This is a genomic window from Micromonospora sp. CPCC 205554 (assembly GCF_036902745.1).
GTDB classification, from domain to species: Bacteria; Actinomycetota; Actinomycetes; order Mycobacteriales; family Micromonosporaceae; genus Micromonospora; species Micromonospora tulbaghiae.
The window spans coordinates 1-22,935 of the sequence record NZ_JBAKHP010000019.1 but is presented as its reverse complement, the minus strand read 5'-3'; the positions used below and the strand labels follow the sequence as shown (position 1 = coordinate 22,935).

Annotated in this window: 18 protein-coding genes and 1 pseudogene; 12 read left to right on the top strand and 7 right to left on the bottom strand. The window is 72.6% G+C overall.

Features of this window, described 5'->3' with window-relative positions; genetic code table 11:
• The first annotated feature begins 346 nt into the window (after positions 1-346).
• Complete coding sequence (locus V6U82_RS21475) at positions 347-1,153, top strand: HAD family hydrolase (RefSeq protein ID WP_120572053.1); 807 nt, start codon at positions 347-349, stop codon at positions 1,151-1,153.
• A gap of 12 nt (positions 1,154-1,165) precedes the next feature.
• On the opposite strand, the gene V6U82_RS21470 is transcribed toward V6U82_RS21475, so the two are convergent.
• A complete protein-coding gene (locus V6U82_RS21470) occupies positions 1,166-1,912 on the bottom strand; it encodes an oxidoreductase (protein WP_334463921.1) in 747 nt (248 codons plus the stop codon).
• A gap of 189 nt (positions 1,913-2,101) precedes the next feature.
• On the opposite strand from V6U82_RS21470, the gene acs reads away from it, so the two are divergent.
• The 5 genes from acs (at position 2,102) to V6U82_RS21445 (ending at position 11,444) form a co-directional block, all read left to right on the top strand.
• The gene (gene acs / locus V6U82_RS21465; RefSeq protein ID WP_128136835.1) at positions 2,102-4,090 is read left to right on the top strand and encodes an acetate--CoA ligase; all 1,989 of its coding nucleotides are present in this window, start codon (positions 2,102-2,104) and stop codon (positions 4,088-4,090) included.
• Between the two features lie 233 nt (positions 4,091-4,323).
• A complete protein-coding gene (locus V6U82_RS21460) occupies positions 4,324-7,107 on the top strand; it encodes an immune inhibitor A (protein WP_258544747.1) in 2,784 nt (927 codons plus the stop codon).
• A 356-nt stretch (positions 7,108-7,463) separates the two neighbouring features.
• Positions 7,464-9,866, top strand: coding sequence for an immune inhibitor A domain-containing protein (locus V6U82_RS21455; RefSeq protein WP_334464069.1), 2,403 nt, complete (start codon positions 7,464-7,466; stop codon positions 9,864-9,866).
• 175 nt (positions 9,867-10,041) lie between these two features.
• Positions 10,042-10,383 carry a hypothetical protein gene (locus tag V6U82_RS21450; protein ID WP_128136833.1) on the top strand — a complete coding sequence of 114 codons (342 nt, stop codon included), beginning with the start codon at positions 10,042-10,044 and terminating at the stop codon, positions 10,381-10,383.
• Positions 10,384-10,511: 128 nt separating this feature from the next.
• Positions 10,512-11,444, top strand: a complete 933-nt coding sequence (locus tag V6U82_RS21445; RefSeq protein WP_128136832.1) for an alpha/beta fold hydrolase — start codon at positions 10,512-10,514, stop codon at positions 11,442-11,444.
• Between the two features lies 1 nt (position 11,445).
• Here V6U82_RS21445 and V6U82_RS21440 read toward each other — a convergent pair whose 3' ends face one another.
• Together V6U82_RS21440 and V6U82_RS21435 are read right to left on the bottom strand one after the other, a co-directional pair.
• Positions 11,446-11,811 carry a hypothetical protein gene (locus V6U82_RS21440; protein ID WP_128136831.1) on the bottom strand — a complete coding sequence of 122 codons (366 nt, stop codon included), beginning with the start codon at positions 11,809-11,811 and terminating at the stop codon, positions 11,446-11,448.
• Positions 11,808-15,035: an SseB family protein gene (locus V6U82_RS21435; RefSeq protein WP_334463917.1), complete on the bottom strand. Its 3,228-nt coding sequence runs from the start codon at positions 15,033-15,035 to the stop codon at positions 11,808-11,810. The genes V6U82_RS21440 and V6U82_RS21435 overlap by 4 nt, the downstream gene beginning before the upstream one ends.
• Positions 15,036-15,187: 152 nt before the next feature.
• Here V6U82_RS21435 and mycP point away from each other — a divergent pair, with 152 nt between their 5' ends.
• Complete coding sequence (gene mycP / locus V6U82_RS21430) at positions 15,188-16,411, top strand: type VII secretion-associated serine protease mycosin (protein ID WP_334463916.1); 1,224 nt, start codon at positions 15,188-15,190, stop codon at positions 16,409-16,411.
• A 61-nt stretch (positions 16,412-16,472) separates the two neighbouring features.
• Here mycP and V6U82_RS21425 read toward each other — a convergent pair whose 3' ends face one another.
• On the bottom strand, positions 16,473-16,766 hold the full coding sequence (locus tag V6U82_RS21425) for a WXG100 family type VII secretion target (RefSeq protein ID WP_013473567.1): 294 nt from the start codon (positions 16,764-16,766) through the stop codon (positions 16,473-16,475).
• A 20-nt stretch (positions 16,767-16,786) separates the two neighbouring features.
• Positions 16,787-17,104, bottom strand: coding sequence for a WXG100 family type VII secretion target (locus tag V6U82_RS21420; protein WP_091322065.1), 318 nt, complete (start codon positions 17,102-17,104; stop codon positions 16,787-16,789).
• Positions 17,105-17,348: 244 nt separating this feature from the next.
• Between V6U82_RS21420 and eccE the strand changes: the two genes are divergently transcribed.
• The 4 genes from eccE to rarD all read left to right on the top strand — a co-directional run bounded on the left by eccE (position 17,349) and on the right by rarD (position 21,141).
• Positions 17,349-19,151 (top strand): type VII secretion protein EccE, encoded by a 1,803-nt coding sequence (eccE, locus tag V6U82_RS21415; protein ID WP_334463910.1) that lies wholly within the window; start codon positions 17,349-17,351, stop codon positions 19,149-19,151.
• Positions 19,152-19,238: 87 nt separating this feature from the next.
• The gene (locus V6U82_RS21410) at positions 19,239-19,625 is read left to right on the top strand and encodes a phage holin family protein (RefSeq protein WP_013283623.1); all 387 of its coding nucleotides are present in this window, start codon (positions 19,239-19,241) and stop codon (positions 19,623-19,625) included.
• A gap of 104 nt (positions 19,626-19,729) precedes the next feature.
• Positions 19,730-20,218, top strand: coding sequence for a GNAT family N-acetyltransferase (locus V6U82_RS21405; RefSeq protein ID WP_128138946.1), 489 nt, complete (start codon positions 19,730-19,732; stop codon positions 20,216-20,218).
• Positions 20,215-21,141 carry an EamA family transporter RarD gene (gene rarD / locus V6U82_RS21400; protein ID WP_334463908.1) on the top strand — a complete coding sequence of 309 codons (927 nt, stop codon included), beginning with the start codon at positions 20,215-20,217 and terminating at the stop codon, positions 21,139-21,141. The genes V6U82_RS21405 and rarD overlap by 4 nt, the downstream gene beginning before the upstream one ends.
• Before the next feature lie 105 nt (positions 21,142-21,246).
• Here rarD and V6U82_RS21395 read toward each other — a convergent pair whose 3' ends face one another.
• Both V6U82_RS21395 and V6U82_RS21390 read right to left on the bottom strand, forming a co-directional pair.
• Positions 21,247-21,936: an anti-sigma factor family protein gene (locus V6U82_RS21395; protein ID WP_013473563.1), complete on the bottom strand. Its 690-nt coding sequence runs from the start codon at positions 21,934-21,936 to the stop codon at positions 21,247-21,249.
• Positions 21,933-22,502 (bottom strand): sigma-70 family RNA polymerase sigma factor, encoded by a 570-nt coding sequence (locus tag V6U82_RS21390; RefSeq protein WP_013283619.1) that lies wholly within the window; start codon positions 22,500-22,502, stop codon positions 21,933-21,935. The genes V6U82_RS21395 and V6U82_RS21390 overlap by 4 nt, the downstream gene beginning before the upstream one ends.
• Positions 22,503-22,671: 169 nt before the next feature.
• Here V6U82_RS21390 and V6U82_RS21385 point away from each other — a divergent pair.
• Positions 22,672-22,935: pseudogene (locus tag V6U82_RS21385) on the top strand (phosphatase); the annotation flags it as partial.

Sequence of the window (22,935 nt, the reverse complement as noted above, 5' to 3'; positions counted from 1 at the left end):
TCGGGGCTGTGACCTGAGGCGGAACGCTCGTCGCGCAAAGGGACGACCCCCGTCGGGGGGAGACGGGGGTCGTCTTGTGGTTCGGCTCCGGGGGGGGTCGAGCCGAACCGACTCAGCGGTTACGGGGGGTGCAACCGCCGAGGCCCATCGACGCCGGGTATGCGAACTCCCGTCGCGAGCACAAGCATGCCGCAGTCGACCCTTATACGTCGAGTGTTGTTCACTCCACGCAAAGCTAAATTCATCGATATTCGCCTGTGACCGCCGTCACTCCACCGGGTGCTCATCGGCTTTCGCGACCCGGGCGGACGCCTCCACGCCTCCCGTCGGGCTAGACTTTCGCGCCGTGGGCCGCAGCGCCGCTTTCTTCGATCTCGACAAGACCGTCATCGCCAAGTCGAGCGCCCTGGCGTTCGGTCGGCCGTTCTACCGGGACGGGCTGATCACCCGGCGTGACGTGGTCAAGTCGGCGTACGCGCAGCTGATGTTCCGGCTGGGCGGCACCGACGAGCAGACCATGGCCCGCACCCGGGACTACCTGGCCACACTCTGCAAGGGCTGGCCGGTGGAACAGGTCCGCCAGATCGTCGCGGAGACGCTGCACGAGCTGATCAACCCTTATGTGTACGCCGAGGCGGCGGCCCTCATCGAGGAGCACCAGGCCGCCGGGCGGGACGTGGTGCTGGTCTCCGCGTCGGGTGACGAGATGGTCCGGCCGATCGGCGAGCTGCTCGGGATCACCGACGTGATCGCCACCCGGATGGGCGTGGTGGACGGCCGCTACAGCGGTGAGGTCGAGTTCTACGCGGCCGGTCCGAGCAAGGTCGAGGCGGTCAGCGAACTGGCTCTTGAACGCGACTACGACCTGGCCGACTCGTACGCGTACTCCGACTCGTACTCCGATCGGCCGCTGCTGGAGTGCGTGGGGCATCCGACGGTGGTCAACCCGGACCGGGCGCTGCGCAAGCTGGCGGTGGAGAACGCGTGGCCGGTGCTGGAGTTCCGGCACCCGATCCCGCTGGGCCGCCGGCTGCGCGAGCGGCCGGCGGTGCCGGTCGCGGCGGCGGCGCTCGGCGTGGGCGTCGGCGTGGCCATCGGCATCGCCTGGTACGGCCGCCACCGGCGCACCCGCACCGCCGCACCCACCGCCTGACACCCGCAACCGTCAGGACGCGGCGAGGATCTCGTCGCCGATCAGCGTGATCTGGTCGGCGCCGACCTCCACCGCGCTCATGTAGTGCCGCAGCCAGGAGCGCAGGCCGTCGGGCGTGCCGGTGGCGAACGCGCCGGCCGCGCCCACGTACTCCGGTTCGCGCTCGCGGTGACCGACGTCCACCGCGACCAGCCCGCGGGGGTCGAACCCGGTGGAGATCAGCACCAGCCGGGCGGCGGCGCGGGCCACCACCCCGGACGGGCCCGGGAACGGGCGCAGGTTCAGCAGCTCGCCGTGTACGACGGCGGCCAGCACCAGCGGTGGCACCTTGGTGCCGCCGGCGACCAGGGCGGCCAGGCCGTCGAGGCGGGCCGCGACCACCGGGTCGGTGACCGGCCGGCCCAGTTCTTCCTCGGTCACCACGTCGCGGGCGGCGAGCACGTGCAGCCGGGCCATCACCTGCCGGGGTGCCTTGGGCCAGAGGTCGCTCAGTCCGGGCAGCGCCCCGGCGACCCGTAGCGCGCCCTGGAGCACCGGGTCGGTGACGGTGCCGGCGCGTACCTCCTCGCGGTCGTGGTCGTGGCCCTCCAGCGCGGCGCTGGCGACTGCGGAGCGGAGGCTGACCTCGGCGGCGACCTGGCCGCCCTGGCGGCGCAGCGCGCGGTGCCGGTGGGCCAGGTCGACCCGCTCGCGGGCCCGCTCGACGGCGGGGGCGACGTCGGCGAGCGCGAGCAGCGGGGCGAGCGGATCGGTGGTCACCCCGTCACGCTAGCGACCGCCGGGTCCGTCGCACGCCGAGGGCTGTCAGAAAGGCCCTTCCTTACACCTCGGCGCGGGGACGGGGCCGCTCGGCGCGCGGTGAGGGGCCGGGCGGTCGCGACGAAGGTACGGCGGGACTAACCTTCCCCGGAGTAGGAGACGCAGGTCACGCGACGAAGGAGTCACCGCATGAGCGAGGCATTGGCCAACTTGCTGAACGAGACGCGCCAGTTCCCGCCGCCGGCTGAACTCGCCGCGAACGCCAACGTGACCGCCGAGGCGTACGAGGAGGCGGCCGGGGACCGGCTGGCCTTCTGGGAGCGCCAGGCCGGCCGGCTGGCCTGGGCCCAGCCGTGGGAGCAGGTGCTCGACTGGTCGAACGCCCCGTTCGCGAAGTGGTTCACCGGGGGCAGGCTCAACGTGGCGTACAACTGCCTGGACCGGCACGTCGAGGCGGGCCTCGGCGACAAGGTGGCGATCCACTGGGAGGGCGAGCCGGGCGACACCCGCACCGTCACCTACGCCGACCTGCACAAGCTCACCTGCCAGGCGGCGAACGCGCTGACCGAGCTGGGCGTGACCGCCGGTGACCGGGTGGCGATCTACCTGCCGATGATCCCGGAGGCGGCGGTGGCGATGCTCGCCTGCGCCCGGATCGGCGCCACGCACAGCGTGGTGTTCGGCGGCTTCTCCGCCGACGCGCTGACCAACCGGATCCAGGACGCCAGCGCCAAGGTGGTGATCACCGCGGACGGCGGCTTCCGCCGGGGCAAGCCGTCGGCGCTCAAGCCGACCGTGGACGAGGCGGTGGCGAACTGCCCGTCGGTGGAGCACGTGCTGGTGGTGCGGCGGACCGGTGAGGAGGTCGCCTGGTCGGGCAAGGACCACTGGTGGCACGAGACGGTGGAGACCGCGTCGCCGGAGCACGAGGCGCAGGCGTTCGACGCCGAGCACCCGCTGTTCATCCTCTACACCAGCGGCACGACCGCCCGGCCGAAGGGCATCCTGCACACCACCGGCGGCTACCTGACCCAGGCGTCGTACACCACGCACGCGGTGTTCGACCTGAAGCCGGAGACGGACGTCTACTGGTGCACCGCCGACATCGGCTGGGTGACCGGGCACTCCTACATCGTGTACGGCCCGCTCTCCAACGGCGCCACCCAGGTCATGTACGAGGGCACCCCGGACACCCCGCACAAGGGCCGGTTCTGGGAGGTCGTCGACAAGTACAAGGTGACCATCCTGTACACCGCGCCGACGCTGATCCGCACCATGATGAAGTGGGGCGAGGACATCCCCGCCGGGTACGACCTGTCGTCGCTGCGCCTGCTCGGCAGCGTCGGTGAGCCGATCAACCCGGAGGCGTGGATCTGGTACCGCCAGCACGTCGGCCGCGGCGAGCTGCCGGTGGTGGACACCTGGTGGCAGACCGAGACCGGGGCCATCATGATCTCGCCGCTGCCCGGCGTGACCGAGGCGAAGCCGGGCTCGGCGATGAGTCCGCTGCCCGGCATCGTCGCCGACGTGGTCGACGACCAGGGCCAGTCGGTGCCCAACGGCGGCGGCGGATACCTGGTGCTGAAGGAGCCGTGGCCGTCGATGCTGCGGACCATCTGGGGCGACGACAACCGGTTCCTGGAGACGTACTGGTCCCGGTTCGGCGCGGGCGCCAACACCGGCGACGAGTGGGTCTACTTCGCCGGTGACGGCGCGAAGAAGGACGACGACGGGCACATCTGGCTGCTCGGCCGGGTGGACGACGTGATGCTGGTGTCCGGCCACAACATCTCCACCACCGAGGTGGAGTCGGCGCTGGTGAGCCACCCGTCGGTGGCGGAGGCGGCGGTGGTCGGCGCGACCGACCCGACCACCGGCCAGGCGATCGTCGCGTTCGCCATCCCGCGCGGCAGCGCGGAGATCTCCGGTGACGCGGGCGAGCAGCTCATCGCCGAGCTGCGCAACCACGTGGCGAAGACGCTCGGCCCGATCGCCAAGCCGCGGCAGATCATGCTGGTGCCGGAGCTGCCGAAGACCCGCTCCGGCAAGATCATGCGCCGGCTGCTGCGGGACGTGGCGGAGAACCGGTCGCTCGGCGACGTGACCACGCTCCAGGACTCCTCGGTGATGGAGTTGATCTCGTCGGGGATGAGCGGCGGGAAGTCCGACGAGGACTGACGCCGACCGACGACGAGGGGGCGGGCCGCCGGGCGGTCCGCCCCCTCGTCGCATCCGGGATCCGCGCCGGTCGATCGGGGGATCCGGGACTGACCTGATCGGCCAGAGGGCCTGATCAACTCTGTCGATGTCGCTCGTCGTCGGTTACGTTCAGCCGACCGGCGGATTTCGACGAGCGTCACTGAGACGGCCGGTCCCTCACCATTCCCTACGAACGGAGTGGCATGCTCCCCATGTCGCAGCACAGGGCACGGCGACGCCTACTCGTCGCGCTGCCCGCCATCGCGCTCGCGGCCACGTCGCTGACCGTGACGGGCAGCGCGGCGGCCCAGCCGGCCCGGTCCGCACCGGTCACGATCGGGGCGGACGAGCACTACATCAACTACGCCGAGCCCGAGGTTCAGCCGGACACCGGCGGCAAGGAGGTAAAGGGCCGCGACGGCATCTTCTCCTCGCCGGCGGACGAGGCCCGCGCCTACGACCGCAAGTACGCCGGGGGCAACCCGATCGCGGCCCGCGAGCTGGCCAAGCTGGAGGCCAAGTCGATCCGGACCGGCCAGAGCCCTCGGAAGATCAAGAAGGCCAAGAGTACGCAGACCGCCAAGCTGCTGACGCTGCTCGTCGAGTTCAACGACAAGGCCAACGACGACTTCACGAACGTGATGGTCCCGAAGACGGTGTTCGAGGACCGGACCTGTGTTCCCGGCACCGTGCAGAACGGGCCGCGGCACAACACGATTCCGAACCCGGCCACGCTGCCGCACAAGGACAACAACTCGATGTGGGTGCCGGACTTCTCCCCGGCCCACTACGACAAGATGCTGTACAGCAAGAAGGGCATCACCGAGCGGGTCCGCAAGGACCTGAAGGGGCCGGACGGCAAGCCGGGCATCAGCCTCGCCGGGCGGACCATGCACAACATGTACCTGGAGATGTCCAAGGGCGCGTACACCGTGGACGGGCAGGCCAGCCCGTGGATCACGGTGCCGCACTCGGAGGGCTGGTACGCCGCCTCGCGCTGCTTCCAGGACGAGAACGGCAACTGGGTCGCCGGGCGTGAGCAGTCGATGAACGGCCACCCGGACAACCCGCAGGGCGCCGGCCGGCTCGCCACCGACGCGATCGACGCGCTGGCCGCCGCCGACCCGGACTTCCCGTGGGCCGACTACGACATCGAGGACCAGAGCGACCGCGACGGCGACGGCAACTACCACGAGCCGGACGGCGTGATCGACCACCTGGTGCTGGTGCACGCCAACCAGGGCAAGTCGCGCGGCGGCGGCGACGTCGGCATCTACTCGGTCTGGGCGCACTCCTCGACCGTGGCCGGTGGTTACACGATCCCGGGCACCAACCTCAAGGTGTCCAACTACATCGTGCAGCCGGAGGACGCCGGCGTCGGCGTCTTCGCCCACGAGTTCGGGCACGACCTGGGCCTGCCGGACCTCTACGACACCTCCGGCAACGCCGACTCGGACGTGGACTTCTGGGACCTGATGGCGTCCGGCTCGCACTCCGGCGAGATCTTCCAGGCGCTGCCCACCCACATGGGCCTCTGGGACAAGTGGGTGCTGGGCTGGGCCGAGCCGAAGACGTTCGGGCCGGGTGACCGGTCCAAGCTGGTCAAGCTCGGGCAGACCTCGCGTACGCCGGTCGGCACCGAGGACGGCATCAAGATCGACCTGCCGGACAAGGTGATCTCGCTGGCGACGCCGCACAGCGGCGGCAACATGTGGTACTCCGGCGCCGACCAGAACTGGGCCGACGTCAAGCTCAGCCGCACGGTGACCGTCCCGAACGCCGCGGACGCGAAGTTCTGGATGTGGAACAACTACGTCATCGAGGCGGACTGGGACTTCGGCTTCGTCGAGGTCTCCACCGACGGCGGGGCCACCTGGTCCGAGCAGAAGGTGTACGCCGAGGGCGGCGCGCTGGTCTCCACGAACGACGGTTACGCCGACCCGAACGGCCGCATGGTCGACTTCGGCAACAAGAAGTACGGCCTGACCGGCAGCACGAACGGCTGGCGGCACGACTACGTCGACCTGTCGTCATACGCCGGGCAGACCGTGCAGGTGCGGCTGCGCTACGCCACCGACGAGGCGTTCGTGGAGCGCGGCTGGTTCGCCGACGACTTCTCGGTGACCGGCGGCGGCGCCACCACGTGGAGTGACGACGTGGAGAGCGGCGCGGCGGGCTGGACCCAGACCGGTGGCACCTTCACCGACACCAGCGGCGCGGGTTGGTACATCGACTCGGGCACCCAGGTGAAGTCGCACTACTACCTGGCCGAGTGGCGTAACTTCGACGGCTTCGACAAGGGTCTGAAGTACACCTACGACACCGTCTACTCGCACGAGGCGTGGAAGGTCGACCGGATCGCGTACAACGCGCCGGGCATGCTGGTCTGGTACCGGGACACCCAGCTCGGCGACGTCAACCACGTCACCGCGCAGATGACCGCGCTGCCCAGCTACGGCGCCAAGGGCGGTCTGCTGATCGTCGACTCGCACAACGACCCGCTGCGCCGCAAGGGCGTCGCGGCCGAGAAGGACCCGTCGGTGCTGAAGAACCTGCCCAGCCGGCCGCAGTCCTCCAACGCCGCGTTCGGCCTGAAGCCGACGTACCCGTTCAAGGAGTGCCTGGAGGCGGCGGACGAGCCGTACAGCGAGTACTGCACGAAGTTCGGCCCGCAGGCTCCGGTGCGTGGCTTCACCGACGCCAAGGGCTGGTACCCGGGCATCGAGATCCGCGACGGTGCCGCGTACTCGCGGGACAACGACGCCTCGGTGGTCATCCCGTCGCGGGGCAACCAGCAGTACACGACCCGGGTGGTGAACCCGGACGGCACCCCGGCGACCGACTACTACGGTTCGACGCTGGGTGGCGGGGCGATCGTGCTCGGCACCGGCAACCCGGGTGACGCGGGCGTCCAGTACGGCGTCTCGATCATCATCAAGCGGGCCGCGAAGGACAACTCGTACGCCCAGGTGTACGTGGTTCCGCCGCGGAGCTGAACCGTACGTTCAAACCGGAACCGGAATGACCGGAAAATGAGCTGAAGAGGCTCGATGGGGGAAGGGTCGGGAGCGCGAGCGTTCCCGGCCCTTCCGCGCATCCGCTTAATCCATGACTGTCACTGCACCGCATGATCCATACATCGCCGCTGGTCAACGGCTCGGTGACGGGCCGACATGTGACGGTGAAAAGCATCCCCAACAAAAAGTTGCTACAAATCGACGCACACATCTTCCCACCAGTCGCAGCAGTGTCTATGTTCACCATTGGTCCCACTAGTGGGACGTTCCACCGGCCCGTACCCCCAGTTGGGCCGGTTCCCTCACACCGGAGGTACCACGTGCGCAAAGTCGCAGTGGGTCTGCTCGGGCTTTCGCTGACCGCGACGGGACTGGTGGCAGGCACGTCCGCCAGCGCCGCGCCGACGCCGAAGTTGCCGGCCGCCGCCCCGTCGGTGGCCGAGCCTGCGCAGGCTGAGCACGACCTGCCCAACCCGCTCGAGGAGAAGCGGCGCGCGCTGCGCCAGGAGGGCCTCAGCGAGGTCCTGTCCGGCAGGGCGAAGGCCCAGAAGATCAACGGCAGCAAGGTCGTCAAGGTCGGCGAGCAGGCTGTCGCCGGTCCCGCGGCGGGCAAGGCAGCCAAGAGCACCAAGGGCGGCAAGGGTCCGACCAAGGACCAGTACGTCGAACTCTCCCGCGAGCGGACCGACAAGATCTTCGTCATCCTCGCGGAGTTCGGCGACGAGCGGCACCCGAACTACCCGGACCAGGACACCGACCCGGACACCCCGGGCCCGACCCGGTTCGACGGTCCGCTCCGCAACCAGATCCCCCAGCCCAACCGGGCGGTGGACAACTCCACGGTGTGGCAGGCCGACTACAGCGCCGACCACTACCGGAAGCTGTACTTCGGCACCGCCCCCGGTGACGAGTCGCTGAAGCAGTACTACGAGGCCCAGTCCTCGGGTCGGTACAGCGTCGACGGCGAGGTCACCAACTGGGTGAAGGTGCGGTACAACGAGGCCCGCTACGGCCGTTCCGACGGCTACCCGTGCGCCTCGAACGTCTGCACCAACACCTGGGCGCTGGTCCGCGACGCCGCCAACCAGTGGGTCGCCGACCAGAAGGCGCAGGGCCGCTCCGACGCGGAGATCGCCGCGGACGTCAAGGCGATGGACGAGTGGGACCGGTACGACTTCGACGGCGACGGCGACTTCAACGAGCCGGACGGCTACATCGACCACTTCCAGATCGTGCACGCCGGCGGCGACCAGGCCGACGGTGACCCGTACCAGGGTGAGGACGCCATCTGGAGCCACCGGTGGTACGCCTTCGCCAGCGACCAGGGCAACACCGGCCCGGAGAACTTCCCGGCCGGCGGCACCCAGATCGGCAACACCGGCGTCTGGATCGGTGACTACACCATCCAGCCGGAGAACGGTGGCCGGAGCGTCTTCTACCACGAGTACGGCCACGACCTCGGTCTGCCGGACGACTACAACGTGGTCAGCGGTGGGGACAACAACAACGAGCACTGGACCCTGATGGCCCAGAGCCGGCTCGGCGCCAAGAACGACGGCGGCATCGGCGAGCGCGGTGGCGACCTCGGCGCGTGGAACAAGCTCCAGCTCGGCTGGCTCGACTACGAGGTGGTCGTCGCCGGTCAGAAGCGCACCCTGGAGCTGGGCCCGCAGGAGTACAACTCCAACAAGGCCCAGGCCGCCGTGGTGGTGCTGCCGCAGCGGGAGTACACGTTCCAGAACGGCGCGCCGTTCGAGGGTACGAAGCAGTTCTTCTCGGGCAACGAGGACGACCTGAACACCACGATGACGCGGACCGTCGACCTCACCGGGAAGACCAGCGCCGCGCTGTCGATGAAGGGTCGCTACAGCATCGAGGCGGACTACGACTACCTGTTCTTCGAGGCGTCCACCGACGGTGGCCAGACCTGGTCCTCGCTGCCCGGTACGGCCAACGGCAACCCGCTGAAGGAGATCTCCCCCGGGCGCTACGCCCTGGACGGCTCCAGCAACGACCAGTGGGTCGACGTCAACATCCCGATGGACGCGGTCGCCGGCAACGTCGTGCAGTTCCGGCTCCGCTACCAGACGGACGGCGGTGTCTCCGAGGGCGGCTTCTACGGTGACGCGATCACCGTGACCGCCGACGGCCAGACGCTCCTCACCGACGGCGCCGAGGCCGGTGCGAACGGCTGGACCCTCAGCGGCTTCAGCATCGTCGAGGAGACCTACACCCGTAAGTTCGACAACTACTACATCGCCGGCAACCGGTCATACGTCTCGTACGACAAGTACCTCAAGACCGGCCCGTACTTCTTCGGCTACGCGAACACCCGCCCGGACTACGTGGACCACTACGCGTACCAGGAGGGTCTGCTGATCTCCTACTGGAACCTCCGGTTCGCGGACAACGACACGTTCGCGCACCCGGGTGAGGGTCGGAACATGATCATCGACGCGCACCCGCGGCCGATCTACAACCTGACCGGGCAGCCCTGGCGGGCCCGCGTCCAGGTCTACGACGCGCCGTTCAGCCTGAAGAAGGCCGACTCGTTCACGCTGCACCTCAACAGCCAGCCGCAGTACATCCGCGGCCAGGCGGCGCAGCCGCTGTTCGACGACACCAAGCAGTACTGGTACCCGGAGCTGCCGAACCACGGCGTCAAGCTCCCGGCCACCGGCACCAAGATCAAGGTTCTGGAGCAGAACGGCACCTCGCTGAAGGTCCGCTTCTCCTGATCCACGGATCGACGCACCACGCGATGCCCGGGCGGTGAACCGCCCGGGCATCGCCCTTTCCGGGAACCCGGCGCACCCCGACCGCGTCCCATCCGGGTGACGCCCCGCACCACGCTGCGGCCGCCCTCGCGGAGCGCTGCTCGCCGGCGCGGGCCGCGGCCGAGACGGAGGATCCGTGCCCGACGACCACCAGCACCCGGCCACGAGCGGAGCGGCCGCGCCCGCCGATCGCCCCACGCCGCTGTCCGCCACCGACCTGCCGACCCTTCGGCGGCCGGCCGGCCCGCCGAAGAAGCCCACCGACGACCGGCCGGTCGGCGTCGTCGCGGGCTGGATCACCCGGGGCGGGTCCGGGCCGTGCTACGGGCTGATGGACGAGAACGGCACGGAGTACGCGGTGTACGGCCCGAACGCCGGTGAGCTGCGCAAGGGCGACCTGGTCACGTTGCGGCTCACCGCGCGGGACCGTTCCGTCGACTGCGGACCCGGCATCCCGATGCGGATCATCGAGGAGTGACGTGCGGTAGCGGCACACGCACGCGAACGCGGAGCCGGGGTGCGCGTTCCGGGTGACCGCCCGGAGAAATCCCTGATCCTCGTCACCTGCGGGGCCGGTGGGCGACCGGCGGCCCTAGGCTGTGCCCCATGACCGACCAGCGCGGCGGACCCGTCGACGAGTCCTGCGTCCTGCCCGAAGGGCCGTGGACGCACCGGTTCGTCGGCGCCAACGGCAGCCGGTTCCACGTCGTCGAGGCGGGCACCGGCCCGATGGTGCTCTTCCTGCACGGCTTCCCCGAATACTGGTACGCCTGGCACGAGATGCTGCCGGCGGTCGCCGACGCGGGCTTCCGCGCGGTCGCGGTCGACCTGCGCGGTTACGGCGCGAGCGACAAGCCACCCCGGGGGTACGACGGCTACACGCTCGCCGCCGACGTCGCCGGCCTGATCCGGGCGCTCGGTGAGCGGTCGGCCACCGTCGTCGGCACCGGCGCGGGCGGGCTGATCGGCTGGACCGCCGCCTCCTTCCACCCGACCCTGGTCCGGCGGCTCGTGGTGCTCGGCGCGCCACACCCGCTGCGGCTGCGGGCGGCCATCTTCGCCGACCCGCGTGGCCAGTTCACCTCGGCCACCGCGACGCTGAAGTTCCAGCTCCCCCGCTACGAACACGTCCTGACCCGGGACGACGCCACCGAGGTGGAGGAGATCCTGCGCCGGTGGGGCGGCCCGCGCTGGGTGTCCGGCCCGGACTTCGCCGACTACGCCCACTGCTGCCGAGTGGCGATGCAGATCCCGCAGGCCGCGTTCTGCGCGATGGAGGGCTACCGCTGGGCGTTCCGCTCGGTGCTGCGGCTGCACGGCTACCGCTTCGTGAAGCTGATGCAGAAGCCGCTGGTCACGCCGACCCTGCAACTGCACGGCGCGCTCGACCGGGCCTCGCTTCCCCGTACCGCCCAGGGCTCCGGCCGCTACGTCACCGCCCCGTACGAGTGGCGGCTGCTCGACGACGTGGGCCACTTCCCGCACGTGGAGGCCCGGGACGTGGTGCTCGGCGAGATCCTGCGCTGGGCGAAGTCCTGACTCAGACCCGCTGCTCGCCCAGGTCGGCCACCTCGGCCGCCGGCGCCCAGCCCTGGTAGACGCCGAAGTCGAACGCCTCCAGCCCCATCGCCTCGGCCACCGGCCAGCGCCCACCGGTGTACTCGACCCGCAGCCAGCCCTCGTGTTCGGCCAGCACGATGAACGGCTGTCCCTGCCAGGTGCAGGTGGTCCGCACGTACGCCAGATCGTCGACCTCGGCGGCCGGCACCACCCGGACGTGCCGGCCGGGGCGTACCTCGGTGAAACCCTCGCCGGGTCCGGGCTGGTAGAGGCGGATGTCGTCGCCGTCGGGACTGGCCTGGTACTCCCGGCCCCGCCAGCGGGCCACGTAGCCGTCGCGGCTCACGTCTCGTCCGCCTTCCGCCACAGCAGCTCGTCGGTGTCCAGGACCGCGACCAGCTTGCTGTCGCCGTCCGCACCGACCCGCCACAGCTCGGCGCCGTGCGGGAGGCGGGCACTGTCCACCTTGAACTCGGCGATCACGTCGCTGCTCTCCCCCGGCGCGAAGCCGTTGCCGCGGAACGGGGGCCGCTCGATCACCCAGCCCTCCATCGCCCGCATCGCCGCCTCGTTCGGGCCGCCGTACGGGATCCGGTAGAGGCTCGGCCGGAAGGCGGGCCAGCGCAGCAGGTAGATCTCCTCGTCGTCCGGGGAGAACGGCGAACCGGGGTGGCCGAGGCCGAGCGCGCGGTACAGCTCCGCCGGGGTACGCAGGTGCGCCAGTTCCCCGGCCCGGTGCACGAATCCGGAGACCCGGTCGTAGCCACGCTCCAGGTAGTACGCGAGCTGGCTCGCCGCGATCGCCTTCTGCATGGTCACCGGCAGGTTCGCGGCGATCGTGGGCGCCTCCGGGCGCTGTCGTTCCGCCGGCTGCGGCGCGGTGGCCGGCTCCGGGTCGTCGCCGAGGCCCACCTCGGCCGCCCAGTTGGCGAGCGCGAGGACCTGCTCCCCCGGGTACGTCGCGCCGACCGGGCTGCCCGGGTTGACCCGGAACGACCACGCCACGTCCGGCCACCTGCGGATGAGCTGGACGAACTTGACCCGTACCGTCTCGACCCGGCCCTCGGTGTGCTCGGCCAGGCGTTCCGGCGAGGTGTAGACCGAGACGCACCTCTCGCCGTCGACCTGATCGGCGTGCCAGACGAAGCCGGGGTCGCCCGGCCGGCTGCCGACGGCCGAGTCGGGCGCGACCGGCAGCAGCACCCGGGCCAGCAGCAGGGTGGTGAGGAAACCGTCGGTGCTACCGCTGCCCGCGGCGGCCAGCAGGTCCTCCTCGACGTCGTTCGCCGGTACGAACTCGGCGGCCGACCCGTCGCCGGACGGCGGAACGCCTGTCGTGGCAGGTGCGGCGGGCTCCGCTGTGGCCGGCGCCGGTGTGGACAGCGCCACGGTCGGCTCACCGGGAGCGAACAGCGACACGGTGACCGGTTCGTCGCCGGTCGCCGGCTCGAAGAGGGAGGCGGTCGGCTGCTCCGCCGACACGGGGTCGGACAGCGAGACGGTCGGCTCAGCCGATGCCGGGCCGGTCAGTGGCGCGGTCGGGTCGTCCGGCGCGGAGTTCGACAGCGACGTCGTCGACTCGGACGGCGCCGGATCGAACAACGAAACGGTCGGCTCGGCCGGTGCCGGGTCGAACAGCGAGACCGTCGGCTCGGCCGACGGCGACGGCGCGGTGGCGTCCGCTGCGGGAGCCGGCGGCTCGAACAGCGACGCCGTGGGCTCGGACTCCGTCGTGAGCGACATCGTCGGCTCGGCCTCACCCGGGCCGGCCGGCGGCGCGGTCGGCCCGGTCGGCACCCGGTCGAACAACGAGACAGTCGGCTCGGCCGGGGCCGACGGCGTGAACAGCGGCGCGGTGGCCTCGCCTGCCGGGGACGGCGGCTCGAACAGCGACCTCGTGGGCTCGGACTCCGACGCGAGCGACACGGCCGGCTCGTCGCGCGGCGTACTCCGGTCCGTGGCGCCGGTGGCCCCGGCATGGGCCGGCGTCGGCTCGGTGAGGTTCACCGTGTCGTCGGCGACCGGCGGGTCCACGGGAAGCGGCACCGTCGGGTCGGTGGTGCCGGCCAACGGCGTGGCCGCCCTCTCGGCCGGTTCCGCGCGCACCGGACCGGTCGGCTGCGCCGACCAGGGCGGCGCGGGCTCGGTCAGGTCGCGGGCCTCGATGACGGTGCCCTCGATGACGATGGGTGTGAAGTCGCGGCGTGAGGCGGGCGGCGCGGAGACCGGTTCGGCGATCGACGGAGGCAGCTCCTCCACCGGCTCGTCGATCGTCTCCCACCGCGTCGTCTCGCCCTCGGTGCCGCCCGGGGCGGTCTCCCATCCGTCAGCAGCGGCGGCGGTAGCGGGGCCGGCGTCCGCCGCGGTGGCCGGTCCGGCGTGCCGCCGGGGCAGCGCCTCGGTGGCGTCCTCGGACGGGCGGGTCGGCCGGAACGCCTGAGTCGCCTCCTCCGACCGAGGCACTCGCGACGGCTCGTCCGTCCGGGTCGGGAAGGCGTGGGTCGGGCCCTCGCGTACCGGCTCGTTCAGCGGCCGTCGGCGCGGAAACGGCTGCCCGCCGGCGAACCGCGTCGGCGGGGTGGCCCGGTCGCCGGCCCGGCGCGACGGGTCCAGCGGCGACGGGCGCCGGGCCGAGCGGCCACCGGACGAGGGTTCGAAGAAGGAGCGGGACGGCGGCGGCGCGGAGGCATCCGGTGGCTCGTCGACGGGTGCCGCCGGGGCGGTGGCGAACGGGTCCGGCTCGTCCGGCCGGCGGCGCAGATCGGTGAGCCAGCCGTCGAGGGCGTCCGTATCCGACTCGGTGCCGGGGGCGGTCCGGCTCGGGACGTCGCCGTCCGGCGCCCGGCGGCGGGGCGGCACGGTGGGCATCCGCCGCCCCAGGACCGAGGCGGCCCGCATCGGCACCGTGGGCGGCTCGTCGGTCTTCATCAGCCGCTCGTCCCGGCCGGGCGCGCCGGCAACCGTCGGCACGACCGGAGGCGGAACAGCCGGAGGCGGCACCGCGGGCGGCGGCACGAGCGGAGGCGGCACAGCGGCCGGCGGGACGGCGGCGGAAGGCACCGGAGCAGGCGTGACAGCAGCCGGCGGGACGGGCACGGCCGCCGGACGGGGCGCGGCCTCGGGCACCGCGTTCCGGGCTCCCCGGGTGGCGTTCTCCACCCGTTCCAGCCGGGCACGGGCGCCCATGGTGCGGCCGGGCAGCCGGACGTCGCCCCGGGACAGCTGAGCCACGTACCAGGCGGGCAGGTAGCCCTCGATCGGCAGGCCGGGATTGACCGCCAGCCACCACTCGGGGTTGGGCCAGCCGGCCGCCAGATCCGGGTAGGGGACGCGGCGGGTGGGCCCCGCGTTCTCCCCGAGGCTCGCGCGCAGCGCGGCGACGGAGGTGAAGGCCAGCACGTGGGTGCGACCCCCGGAGGTCCAGGTGCCCCATCCGGCTGTCGGTCCGCTCGCGACCGGCAGCAGGAGATCGACGCGGGTCAGCACCCGGAAGTACTGCTGCTGGTCCTGCGCGCGCAGCGCGTCCCGCATCGCCACCTCGGCCTCGGTGGCCGGCTCCCATCCGGTCACGGCCACCTCTCCTTCCGCGAACAGGCCACAGGCATCGCCTACAACCTACAAGGTGGCAGCAAGATCAGGACTTCTGGCCATCGACGGTCGGCCCCGACGTCAGCGAGCCGCTAACATCCCGTTCCGGAGCCGACACGTTACGGAGGTCGTCGATGTCCCGGTCGGTCGCGTACCCCGCCGTGGCCGCTCTGGCGACACTCCTCGTCGCAGCGGTTCCGGCCGCTCCGGCGGCGGCACACGCGCCCGCCGGCTGCCCCTCGCCGCCTGCGCCGGCCCGGCCGGTGGCCGACCAGCCGTGGCCGCAGCAGCGGTACGCCCCGGACCGGCTCACCCCGCTCGCGACGGGCGCCGGGGTCGTGGTCGCGGTCGTCGACTCGGGAGTGGACCGGTCCCACCCGCAGTTGGCCGGCCGGGTTCTCGACGGCGCCGACTTCCTCGACCGGGGCGGGGACGGCACCCGGGACTGCGCCGGCCACGGCACCGGGGTGGCGAGCATCATCGCCGCCGCTCCGCAGCCGGGCGTCGCGTTCCGCGGTCTCGCGCCGGACGCGCACATCCTGCCGGTACGGGTGAGTGAGCAGCAGGTCGTCGAGGGGCGGGAGTCGGGGCGCACGGTCGACGCGGCCGGGTTCGCCCGGGCCATCCGCTGGGCCGTGGACCACGACGCCGACGTGCTCAACCTCTCCGTCGTGCTGTACGCGGACGACCCGGCCGTACGCGCCGCCGTCGCCTACGCGGTGCGGCGGGACGTGGTCGTGGTGGCCGCCGCCGGGAATCTGCACGACAACGGTGATCCCCGGCCCTACCCGGCGGCGTACGACGGGGTGCTCGGCGTCGGCGCGATCGGGCGGGACGGGACACGTTCGGCGTTCTCCCAGACCGGCTCGTACGTGGACGTGGTCGCCCCGGGTAGCGAGGTGTTGATGGCGGCGCCCCGGTCGGGACACCAGCGGGCGGAGGGGACCAGCTACGCCGCTCCGTTCGTGGCGGGTACGGCGGCGTTGCTGCGCCAGTACCGGCCCCGGCTGAGCGCGGACGAGGTGGCCGGGCGGATCGTGGCCGCCGCCGACCCGGCGCCGGGGCGGGACGCGGGCTACGGCGCGGGGGTGCTCAACCCCTACCGGGCGGTGACCGAGTCGGCCGGCGCGACGGACTCGCGAACCCGGCCGGGCGCGGCGCTTCCCGCCGACCGGCCGGATCCGGCCGCCCTGGCCCGCCAGACTCGCCGGGACACGGCCCGGGACCGGGCGCTCCTGGCCGCCGCCGTCGCGGGCGGGGCGGTGGCACTCGTGGCGGCGCTCGCCCTGGTGCTGCCGCGCGGCGCGCGCAGACGCTGGCGGGCGGCCGACCCGGCCGGCCCGGCAGCTCAGCGATGACCGCCGGTCACGCGCGAAGCCGCGCGGCCCGGGTCACCTGCCCGGGCCGCGCGGCGCCGGTTCACTGGAACAGGTTGGCGTTGCGCTTCTCGGTGTCGAGGTAGTCGGTCGCGGAGTCCTCGACCGCGAGCTTGATGTCACGCAGCATCGCCTGGAGATCCTGGGAGGCGGCCCGCCACCGGGACTGCCGCACCTCGTACGCCTCGCGGGCCTCGCCGTTCCAGCTCGCCACCAGCGGAGCGGCGTCGCGTTCGAGCTGGCCGAGCTGGCTCTCCAGGGTGGACAACGCGCGTTGGATGTCGGCGCCCGCCTGTTGCAGGGCGGCGAAGTTGACGACCAGCACACCGTGCTCCATGGATTCGATCCTTCCGGTTGTCAGAGCGGCAGCTGGATGCCGCGGTTGGTGCCCGCCACCCGGCCGGCGGCCTCGGTGTCGGAGACGTCGTACTGCCGGCCCGCGGTGCGGATCGCGGTGGCGGTCTCGCGCAGTGCCCGCTGCAAGGCGGCCTGGTCCTGCGCCCACTGCTGCTTGACCTGCGCGAACGAACGCCCACCGGCGCCCCGCCAGGCCTGCTGCAACACCTCCAGCTCGGCCATCAGGCCGCTGAGCATGGTCTGGAGCGACTGGTCGACCTGCTCGAACTTCGCGGCGGTCTGCTGCATCACTGCGGCTTCTGCCTGGGTCTGGGACATCCCGGACGTCACCTCGTCTCCTCGGTCGTGGCTGGCCACCGTGTGACCACCGTGGACTCGTCGGCGGGGGTCCGGGGCCGGCGGAGGGGAAGCCTGGCGGCGGCGGACACGCAACTCGACGATTTCGTCGCTGACGGTAGCCGTCCGACTCCGGTTCTGCTACCCCTTCGGGCTCCCCTGTGGACAACTCGCCCATTACGATGAGCCACGGCGGCGTCACACGGAGGCCCGGCGAGGAGGTGCGGTGACCGCGAGCACGTCCGAGCGGCCCGCGCCCGTCGTGGTCCGCACGCCACAGTGGACGAGCCGTCCGACCGCGCGGCTGCGCGCCGGCCAGATCGTGGCGACCCAGGTCGCGGCGGCAGTGCTGATCGCGGCCGTCGGGCGGGGTGTCGTGCCGACGGCCGTCGCGCTGCTGTCGGCGGCCCTGCTGCTGCCCGCCGCGTGGGTACGGGTGCGCGGCCGCTGGCTGCACGAGTGGCTCGTCACCGCCGCCGCCTACCTGACCCGGCGGCGCGCCCTGCCACCGACGGCCGACCCGGCGGCGCTGCTGGAGCTGCTCCGGCCGGGCGCGGTGGTCGGCACGACGGAGGCGTCCGGCGGCGCGGCCGTGCTGCACGACGCCGCCGGGCTGACCGCGTTGCTGGAGCTGGGCGACCCGGACGACCTGCTCGGCGACCACACGTACGAGCTGCCCACGCCGTTCGACCTGCTTCCGCCGGCCGGCCCGGACGCCCCCGCGATCCGGTTGCAACTGGTGTTCTCGTCCTCGCCCGCACCCGCGCCCGCTGTCGCCGGTGGTCCGGCCGGGACGTCGTACCGCCAGCTCACCGACGGGCGGGTGGCCGGGCGGGCGCGCGTGGTGCTGGCCGTCCAGGTGCTGCGCGCCGACGGCCGGCCGGATCAGGAGCTGCTGCGGGCGCTGTCCGGCACTCTGCGACGGCTCGTCCGCCGGCTCACCCCGCTCACCGCCCGGCCCCTGGGTGGCGACGCGGCGCTGCGGGTGATCGCCGAGCTGGCCCACCACGAGCCCGGCGCCCCGGTGCGGGAGACCTGGCCGCTGCTGACCGTGGGTGGCCTGGCCCAGGCCACCTGGCGACTGCGCCGGTGGCCGGATCCGCGCGGCGAGGCGGCGCGAGGGCTGGTGGGCCGGTTGCTCGCGCTGCCGGCCACCGCCACCACCGTCGCGCTCACGGTCGGTCCGCGCACCGGCACCGGGCCGGTCCCGGCAGAGCTGACGGTGCGGGTGGCGGCCGGAAGTGCGGCCGAACTGTCGACGGCGGAACGCACGTTGCGCCGGGTCGCCGGTGACGTCGGCGGTGAGTTGCGCCGGCTCGACGGTGAGCACCTGGCCGGGCTGGCCGCCACGCTGCCGTTCGCGGTGAGCGCTGGGGCCGCGCCACCGGCCGGGTCGCCCCCGCCCGCGCTGGATCTGCCCCCGGCCGCCGCCGGCCTGATGGTGGGCGCGAACCGGCACGGCGCCGCGCTCACCGTCCGCCTGTTCCGGCCGGCCACGACCCGGGTGCTGCTCGTCGGTGGCGTGGCCGCGGCGCAACTGCTCGTGCTGCGGGCACTGGCGCTCGGCGCGCGCGTGGTGGTGCAGACCGGCCGACCCCGGTTCTGGGAACCGTTCGTGCGGGGTGTCGGGACGGTCGGTGGCGGCGTACCGCTGCTCCCACCGGGTCGTCCGGCCGGTGGCGCGCCCGGCTCGCCGCTGCACCCGCTGCTGGTGGTGGTGGACGCCGGCCCGGTGCCGCCGGAGGCCGGACCGGCAGCCGCCTGGCAGTCGGTGCTGGTGGTCCGCGACGAGCTGACCGCGGCCGACACAGCCGCGCTGGCCCGCGCGGACCTGGCGATCCTTCAGCCGCTCGACCCGGACGAGGCCGCTCTCGCGGGCGCGGCGCTGGGCCTGGGCGGTTCCGCGCAGTGGCTGACCCGGATCCGCGACGACATGGTGGCGGTGGTCAACCGGCGGGCCCTGCGCTGGGCGCTGCTCTCGCCCACACCTGTCGAGTCGCAACTGGTCGGTCGCCCGGCCCGCCACTGAGGCGCGATCCCCGCGCGCGCCCAGCAGGCCCGACAGTCCCGGCACGGCAGCTTCCCCTGGTGGTACGGCCGTGGCACGATCCCGGCCATGGATTTCCTGAAGGGCCTTCTGATTCGCGTGGGTTCGACGGCGGTGGCGTTCTGGCTCGCCACCCTGCTCATCCCGGGCATCTCGCTCGACTCCGACTCGGCCACCGAGACGGTGATCACGCTGGTGCTCGTCGCGGTCATCTTCGGCGTGGTGAACGCGGTGCTCCAGCCGATCATCAAGACCGTGGGGTGCGGCTTCTACCTGCTGACCCTCGGCCTGATCGCGCTGGTGGTGAACGGCCTGCTCTTCCTGCTCACCAGTTGGATCGCCGGTGAGGCCGGGCTGCCGTTCCACGTGGACGGGTTCTGGCCGGAGGCGGTGCTGGGCGCGCTCTTCGTCGGCATCGTCACCTGGATCCTCGGCGCCGTCCTCGACCGCGACTGACACCGGGCTCCGGCGGGTCGCCGCGGCGACCCGCCGGGGCCACCAGGCCAGCAGGAGGGAATTGGCTGGCGAGAGGGCCGGGTGGCGGTACTAGCCTCGGCCGCGTGTTCACCCTGACCCGCGTAGACGGCTACGAGATCAGCACCGACCCCGACCGGATCGACCTGGACCGGGTGCACGTCTGGCTCGCCACCGACGCGTACTGGGCGCTGGGGCGGGAGCGGGAGACGGTGGCGCGCGCGTTCGCCGGCTCCATCGGTTTCGGCGTCTACCGGCCGGGCGACGGACGGCAGGTGGCGGTCGCCCGGGTGGTCACCGACGGGGCCACGTTCGCCTGGCTCTGCGACGTCTACGTGGACCCGGCCGAGCGGGGCCGCGGGCTGGGCACCTGGCTGGCCGGCGCGGTCCGCGACCACTTGGGCGAGCTGGGCGTACGCCGGATCCTGCTGGCCACGCTCGACGCGCACGGGGTCTACGCGAAGATCGGCTTCCGGCCGGTCGCGCCGGATCGGTGGATGGAGCTGGATCAGCGGGTGACGCCGGTCACCGATAAGGACCAGGAAAGCGATCCACCACTTACGGTGGAGCGGTGAACCAGCTCCGGCTCGGCTACCTGTACGGCGTCGGCGCGTACCTGATCTGGGGTTTCTTCCCGATCTACCTGAAGCTGCTGCGCCCGGCCGGGCCGGTGGAGATCCTCGCGCACCGGATCCTCTGGTCGGTGGCGTTCGTGGCGTTGCTGCTGGCCGCCTCGCGGCACGCCGGCTTCCTGCGCAAGCTGGCCCGGCGTCCCCGGGCGCTCGCCGGCATCGGGCTCGCCGCCGCGCTGATCGCCGTCAACTGGGGCACGTACATCTACGGCGTGAACTCCGACCGGGTGGTGGAGACGGCGCTCGGTTACTTCATCAATCCGCTGGTGTCGGTGCTGTTCGGCGTCCTGGTGCTGCGGGAACGGCTGCGCCGGGCACAGTGGGCCGCACTCGGTGTCGGCGCGCTCGCGGTGGCGGTGCTCACCGTCGACTACGGCCGCCTGCCCTGGCTGGCGCTCACACTGGCGTTCAGCTTCGCCGGGTACGGCCTGGTCAAGAAGCGGCTCGCGCTGCCCGCCACGGAGGGGCTGTTCGTCGAGTCGGCGGTGCTGGCGCTGCCCGCACTGGCGTACCTGGGGTGGCTGTCGGCGCGCGGCGACTCGACGTTCGGGCACGTCTCGGCCGGGCACACCGCGCTGCTGGTGCTGGCGGGTGCCGCCACCGCGATCCCGCTGCTGCTGTTCGCCGGTGCGGCGAACCGGCTGCCGCTGTCCACTGTCGGCATGTTGCAGTACCTCGCGCCGATCCTCCAGCTCGGCTGCGGCGTGCTGATCTTCCACGAGCCGATGCCACCGGCCCGGCTGGCCGGCTTCGCCCTGGTCTGGCTCGCCCTGGTCGTCTTCACCGCCGACGCCCTGCGCCACTCCCACCGAACCCGCGCAGCCGCCCGCACCCCGGCCGCCCCCACCCCCGCCCCGTCTCGCTGATCTTGCACTTGCTGCCCCGGCGAAAGGGGCGAACCACCCGCGCCGAGGGCCGAAAGTGCAAGATCAACGGGGAGAGGAAGGGCGGGAGAGGAAGGGTGGGCGGGGTCAGCGGAGGTCGTAGGCCAGGACGGGGGCGTTTGTTCCTCGGAGCAGCTCCAGGCGGACCAGCTCACCCTTGGTGAAGCGGGTGACGCCGGAGAAGCGCAGGTCGTCGCCGGGGGCGGCGAGCCAGGAGCCGATCTGCTCCGTCGCGCCGTCCGGGCCGTGCGCCACCAGCCGGAACGTGTACGCCTCCCGGTGCCCGGCCCGTCTGTCGTACCCGCAGTGCATGGTGACCTCGGTGCCCCACGGCGTCTCGGTCAGCCCCACCTCGGCGTGCACCGGCACCGTCCCGGCCACCGGCCGCATCGAGGCCAGCGCCACCGGCGGCTTCGACGGCTCGGCCGGCGACTGCACGAGCCCCACCCCGACGCCCGCCAGCACCGCGAGCGCGGCGGCGGCGAGCGCGGTCAGCGCGTACCGTCGGCGGGAGCGGGACCGCTCGCGGCGCTTGCGCTCGCGCGCGGCGTCGAGCAGCGCGGGCACCCGCGACGTCTCCGGCCCGACCTCCAGGAACTGCTCCAGCCCGGCGGGGTCGAGCCGGCCCAGCAGGCCGGGCAGCACGGCGATCTCCGCCACCGCCTCCCGGCACTGCGCACACCCGGCCAGGTGCCGCTCGTAGGCGACCCGGTCCGCCGGGGCGAGGGCGCCGAGCACGTACGCCCCGTCGTCGTGCGCGAACTCGCAGCGTGTCACCCGGTCACCCCCATCTCGGCCAGCGCCAACCGTAGTGAGCGCAGCGCGTAGTGGGTACGCGACTTCACCGTGCCCGGTGGTACGCCCAGCCGCGCCGCCGCCTCCGCCACCGAACGTCCCTGGTAGAAGCACTCGACCAGCACCTCCCGGTGGGTCGGGCTGAGCCGGTTGAGCGCCTCGGCGACGGTCCACGCCTCCACCGCGCGCTCGGTCTCGTCGACCGTCTCGGCGGTCTCCGGCAGTTCGTCCGTGTACACCTCGCCGACCCGGGCCGAGCGCCGCCGCCAGGCGTCGATCGCGAGGTTCCGCGCGGTGGTGAACAGCCAGGCGCGTACCGAGCCGCGTCGCGGATCCAGCGACTCGGGGTGCCGCCAGGCGCGCAGCAGCGTCTCCTGCACGAGATCCTCGGCCCGGGGCCGATCGCCGTTGACCAGCCGCAGGGCGTGCGCGTACAGCGCGTCGGCATGCTCGTCGTGCAGCGCGCGCAGCAGTTGGGCGTCGTGGTCGCTGATGGCGGTACCTCGCTTCCGGCGGCGGGGAAACCGGCGATGCGTTCGCCCTTCCATACGTGCCGTGACGCCGAACGGTTCATCCGCAGGTCAGCGCGGAGCTGTTCACGTCCGGTTCAGGTCCGGGCCGATCGCCGCTCACCGTGCCCTGGCAGCGTCCGGCGGGTGAGCGCGCGAGCCGATCCCCCGCGCGCCTTCCGACGTTGAGATCAGGAGGCTCCACCACATGAGCGACCGGCCTCGCCTGCTTCCGCTGCTGGGTGGCACCCGCCACGGCAGCCGCGACGCGATGACCTGTCTGTACCGGTGCGGCAACGCGTGCGACCACCCGGTGCCGAACCCGACCGACAACCCGTACTTCGGGGACGTGGTCGACACCGAGATCTCCCGGCGCGGCGTGGTCCGGGCCGGTGCGGTCGGCGCGCTGGTGCTCGGTTTCGGCGGCGCCGCCGCGGGCGCGCTCGCCGGCGCCGCGCCGGCCGCCGCTGCC

Coding starts and splice junctions, on each gene's coding strand:
- V6U82_RS21420 (WP_091322065.1), bottom strand. CDS start 17,104: ATGTCCCAGACCCAGGCAGAAGCCGCAGTGATGCAGCAGACCGCCGCG.
- V6U82_RS21390 (WP_013283619.1), bottom strand. CDS start 22,502: ATGGAAGGGCGAACGCATCGCCGGTTTCCCCGCCGCCGGAAGCGAGGT.
- V6U82_RS21460 (WP_258544747.1), top strand. CDS start 4,324: ATGTCGCAGCACAGGGCACGGCGACGCCTACTCGTCGCGCTGCCCGCC.
- mycP (WP_334463916.1), top strand. CDS start 15,188: ATGTCCCGGTCGGTCGCGTACCCCGCCGTGGCCGCTCTGGCGACACTC.
- V6U82_RS21425 (WP_013473567.1), bottom strand. CDS start 16,766: ATGGAGCACGGTGTGCTGGTCGTCAACTTCGCCGCCCTGCAACAGGCG.
- V6U82_RS21410 (WP_013283623.1), top strand. CDS start 19,239: ATGGATTTCCTGAAGGGCCTTCTGATTCGCGTGGGTTCGACGGCGGTG.
- V6U82_RS21445 (WP_128136832.1), top strand. CDS start 10,512: ATGACCGACCAGCGCGGCGGACCCGTCGACGAGTCCTGCGTCCTGCCC.
- acs (WP_128136835.1), top strand. CDS start 2,102: ATGAGCGAGGCATTGGCCAACTTGCTGAACGAGACGCGCCAGTTCCCG.